The sequence below is a fragment of the Corynebacterium gottingense genome, from assembly GCF_003693265.1.
Lineage (GTDB): Bacteria > Actinomycetota > Actinomycetes > Mycobacteriales > Mycobacteriaceae > Corynebacterium > Corynebacterium gottingense.
In genome coordinates this window covers 1-3,906 of the sequence record NZ_RDRE01000059.1, presented here as the reverse complement: position 1 = coordinate 3,906, position 3,906 = coordinate 1, and the positions used below count along the sequence as shown (strand labels likewise).

General features: G+C 66.2%; 3 protein-coding genes and 1 pseudogene. All 4 read left to right on the top strand.

Going from position 1 to position 3,906, the window contains the following annotated elements:
- Positions 1 to 1,045 (top strand): SdrD B-like domain-containing protein (locus tag EAW56_RS11270; protein ID WP_208636515.1); only part of this gene is annotated, 1,045 nt, incomplete at its 5' end.
- Between the two features lie 137 nt (positions 1,046 to 1,182).
- Positions 1,183 to 1,893 carry an NUDIX hydrolase gene (locus EAW56_RS11265; protein WP_244213423.1) on the top strand — a complete coding sequence of 237 codons (711 nt, stop codon included), beginning with the start codon at positions 1,183 to 1,185 and terminating at the stop codon, positions 1,891 to 1,893.
- Positions 1,894 to 1,898: 5 nt separating this feature from the next.
- Positions 1,899 to 3,140 (top strand): annotated as a pseudogene (nadA, locus tag EAW56_RS11260) (quinolinate synthase NadA).
- On the top strand, positions 3,134 to 3,906 hold a 773-nt coding region (gene nadC / locus EAW56_RS11255; RefSeq protein WP_122086620.1), incomplete at its 3' end, for a carboxylating nicotinate-nucleotide diphosphorylase. The pseudogene nadA and the gene nadC, both read left to right, overlap by 7 nt.

Below are 3,906 nucleotides of genomic sequence, written 5' to 3'. Positions count from 1 at the left end.
GACTGGTGTCCCTGGCGTCACGGTGGTCGTTACCGATAAGGACGGCAACGAGGTCACTCGTACTGTTTCGGACGAGGACGGCAATTGGAAGGTTGACGTCACTCCGGGCGAGTACACCGTGGAGTACCTGCCGGGCGATCACACCCCGTCGGATCCGAGCCAGGTGAAGCGCACTGTCACGATCGAGAAGGGCGAGAAGCGTCTCGACGTTGACCTGGGCGTCCTGCCGAAGGGCACTGTTGGTGATCGCGTCTGGAACGACAAGAACGGCGACGGCGTCCAGGACGAGGACGAGAAGGGTCTTTCCGACGTCACCGTGCAGGTCATTCGCGACGGCGAGCCGACCCGCACTACCACGACTGACCAGAACGGAAACTGGTTCATCGAGGGGCTCGACCCGAACAAGGAGTACGAGGTCCGTTTTATCAAGCCGCAGGGTTGGGAAGTCACCGGCAAGGTGCCGGGCGCAACCGACGAGGAGGGCCTGATTTCCAATGTCACCCTGAAGCCGGGCGAGCGCAACGACTCCTACGACCTTGGCCTGCGCAAGACCAAGAAGATCGTGGAGGAGGAGCCGACGGTGCCGGCCACCCCGACTCCGGGCGTGCCGTCCGCGCCCGGCGGTGTGCTTGATCGTTGTGTGGCCAACGCGGTCGCCTCGCCAATTCTCTACCTGGTGCCGGTCGCACTGCTCGCGGCAGTAGGCGGCCAGGTGGGTGCGCCGTACATGGACGCGATCAACCAGCAGGTTGCCAAGATCAACGCCGAGATCCAGGCGCAGTTCAGCCGCAACACCCCGGACTGGGGCACTGGCAACCGTGGCAACGACAATGACCAGTTCGGCGAGCTGCGCGCGCAGATCGACGCTGCAAACCGCCAGCTGCAGCAGCTCGCAGCCGACCCGAACGTTCGACAGGTCGGCACCATCGCCGCCGCGATCCTGGGCGTAGCTGCCCTGGGCGGCGTGCTCTACGACTGGTGCTCGAACGAGAAGGGTGAGGCCTTTACCTCGCTGAAGGGCTCCTCTGCTGGCAAGCAGGACTAAACCGTTCCTCCCCAAACCGGCCCGGTGCGCAATGCACCGGGCCGGTTTTGCGTGAAACTAGTGCTTGCCCGGACCCGACACCTCGCCTAAGCTCACTTAAAGTCATTATGACTATAAGTGACGCGGGAGGTGAGCGCATGTTTGGGATGCAGAGGCTCAACGTGGCCGAGCGCCAGAGGCTCGGACCGATGGTGGCGGTGTCCACAGTCGCGTTTGCGCTGCACAACCCAACTGGAACACCCACTGAACTCAACGCAGACAGTGGGCTGTGGATCCCGCTGGTGCGCCGCGTGCGCGACCCGTTTTACGGTGCATGGGCGCTGCCCGGCGGGCCGACGCAGTGGAACCAGACGTTGGGCGAAACCGCGCGCGAGACGCTCGTTGCGGCCAGTGGTGCCACGCCGAACTACCTGGAGCAGCTCTACGCCTTCGGTTCTGTGGAGCGCTCCGCGGAGGCGCAGCGCATGGTCACCATCGCGTACTGGGCCCAGTTTCGGCCCCAGGATTTTGCTGGCACCGAGCTTCCCGACGACCCGAACATCGCCTGGTGGAACACGCGCGAGCTGCCGGAGCTGGCCTTCGACCACGCGGAGATCATCCGCGCCGGGATCACGCGCCTGCAAAAGCGCGCAGAACAAACCCTGATCGCCCACCGCTTCCTCGAGGAGTCTTTTACCCTCACGCAGCTGCGCCGGGTGCACGAAGCGATCGGGGGGAAGGGGCTGGATCCGGCGAATTTTCGTCGGCAAGCATTGGCGAGCGGAGAGCTCGAGGCCACCGGCACCACCGAAGCTGGTACCAAGCACCGGCCGGCGAAGTACTACAGATTCATTAGCGAGAAAGAGTAAGAACCATGCCTTCAGTTGCCGATTTGATCACGCAAAAGGCGGCCCAGGAAGCCACCTGCGACACTGAGCTGCCCGCCGAGCCGTGGCAGACCGCCCAGAACGCCTCCTACGGGCCGGGTGCCTCGCGCGGCGACACGTTCGCGCCGCTGCCCACACCGCAGGCACCGCTGCCTGCACGGTAAACGCAGGCGGGCCCGGAGGAACTCGACGCGATGATCACTGCGGCGAAGGACGAGCTGGGCGAACGGGTGAAGATCCTGGGGCACTTCTACCAGCGCGACGAGATCGTGAAGTTTGCGGACTTCATCGGGGACTCCTTCAACCTCGCCCAGCAGGCGAAGGCGCACCCGGAGGCGGAAGCCTTCGTCTTTTGCGGGGTGCACTTCATGGCGGAGACCGCCGACATCCTTTCCGGGGCGGACCAGGCCGTGGTGCTGCCGAACCTGAACGCCGGATGCTCGATGGCGGATATGGCCAACCTCGCGCAGGTCGAGGCGTGCTTCGACCAGCTGCACGAAGCGCTGCCCGGCGAGCGGATCGTGCCGGTGACGTACATGAACTCGGCCGCCGACATCAAGGCCTTCTGCGGCCGCAACGACGGCGTGGTGTGCACCTCCTCGAACGCGGCGACCGTGCTCAAGGAGGCGTTCGAGCGCGCCGAGCGCGTCGTCTTCCTGCCGGATCAGCACCTAGGCCGCAATACGGCGCGCGCGATGGGCATTACGGACGAGCAGATGCGCATGTGGAACCCCAACGAGCCGCTCGGCGGCAACACCGCGCAGCAGCTCGCGCAGGCGAAGGTGATTCTGTGGAACGGCTTCTGCTCCGTCCATCGCCGCTTCACAGTCGAGCAGATCGAAAAGGCGCGCGCGGAGTACCCGGGAGTGCACGTCGTGGTGCACCCGGAGTGCCCTGCGCCGGTTGTCGACGCCGCCGATTCCTCCGGTTCCACCGAAGTCATCCGCCGCGTGGTGGAGAACTCCGCACCCGGCGAAGTGATCGCCATCGGCACCGAGATCAACATGGTCAACCGCCTCGCACAGCAGTACCCGGACCGCACGATCTTCTGCCTGGACCCGGTAGTGTGCCCGTGCTCGACGATGTACCGCATCCACCCGGCGTATCTGGCGTGGACGCTCGAGTCGCTGCTCGAGGGCCGGGTGGAAAACCAGATCGTGGTACCGGAAGCCACCGCGTCTGACGTACGCGTGGCGCTCGAGCGGATGCTGGCGGCGAAGCCATGCTGACCCCGGAGCGCATCAACGCCGCTGTCCGTGCCGCGCTCGCAGAGGACATGCCGTGGGGTGATGCGACCGTCGAGGCCGCGATTGCTCCCGACGCACGCCTGCGCACCGCGCTGGTGGCCCGCGAAGAGGGCGTCTTCGCCGGGGGACAGGTGGTCCGCGCGGCGTTCGCGGCCACGGACCCGCAGATCACGGTCACCGAGCTTTCGCCGGACGGCACGCATTTCGACGCCGGCCAGCGCCTCGCGCTCATCGAGGGCCCGGCCCGCGGCATCTTGAGCGCGGAGCGCGTCGCACTGAACTTCGCGCAGCGGATGTCGGGCATCGCCACGCTGACGGCCCACTACGTCGCCGCGGTCGAAGGCACCGGCACCCGCATCGTGGATACGCGTAAGACCACCCCTGGCCTGCGCGCCTTTGAGAAGCACGCGGTGCGCGCCGGCGGCGGCCACAACCACCGCTTCAGCCTCTCGGATGCGGTGATGGTCAAGGACAATCACCTCGCCGCGCTCGGCGCCACGGGTCCGCGCGGGATCACGGAGGCGCTGCGCACGATCCGCGCTCGCGTCAGCCACACCACGCACATTGAGGTGGAGGTCGATTCGCTTGCGCAGATCGAGCCGGTGCTCGCCGCGGGCGTGGACAGCATCATGTTGGATAATTTCTCGCCCGCCGAGTTGCGCGAGGCAGTCTCGCTTATCGACGCCCACGTGCCCACCGAAGCCAGCGGCAACGTCAACCTCGACACCGTCGCCGAGCTCGCCGCCTG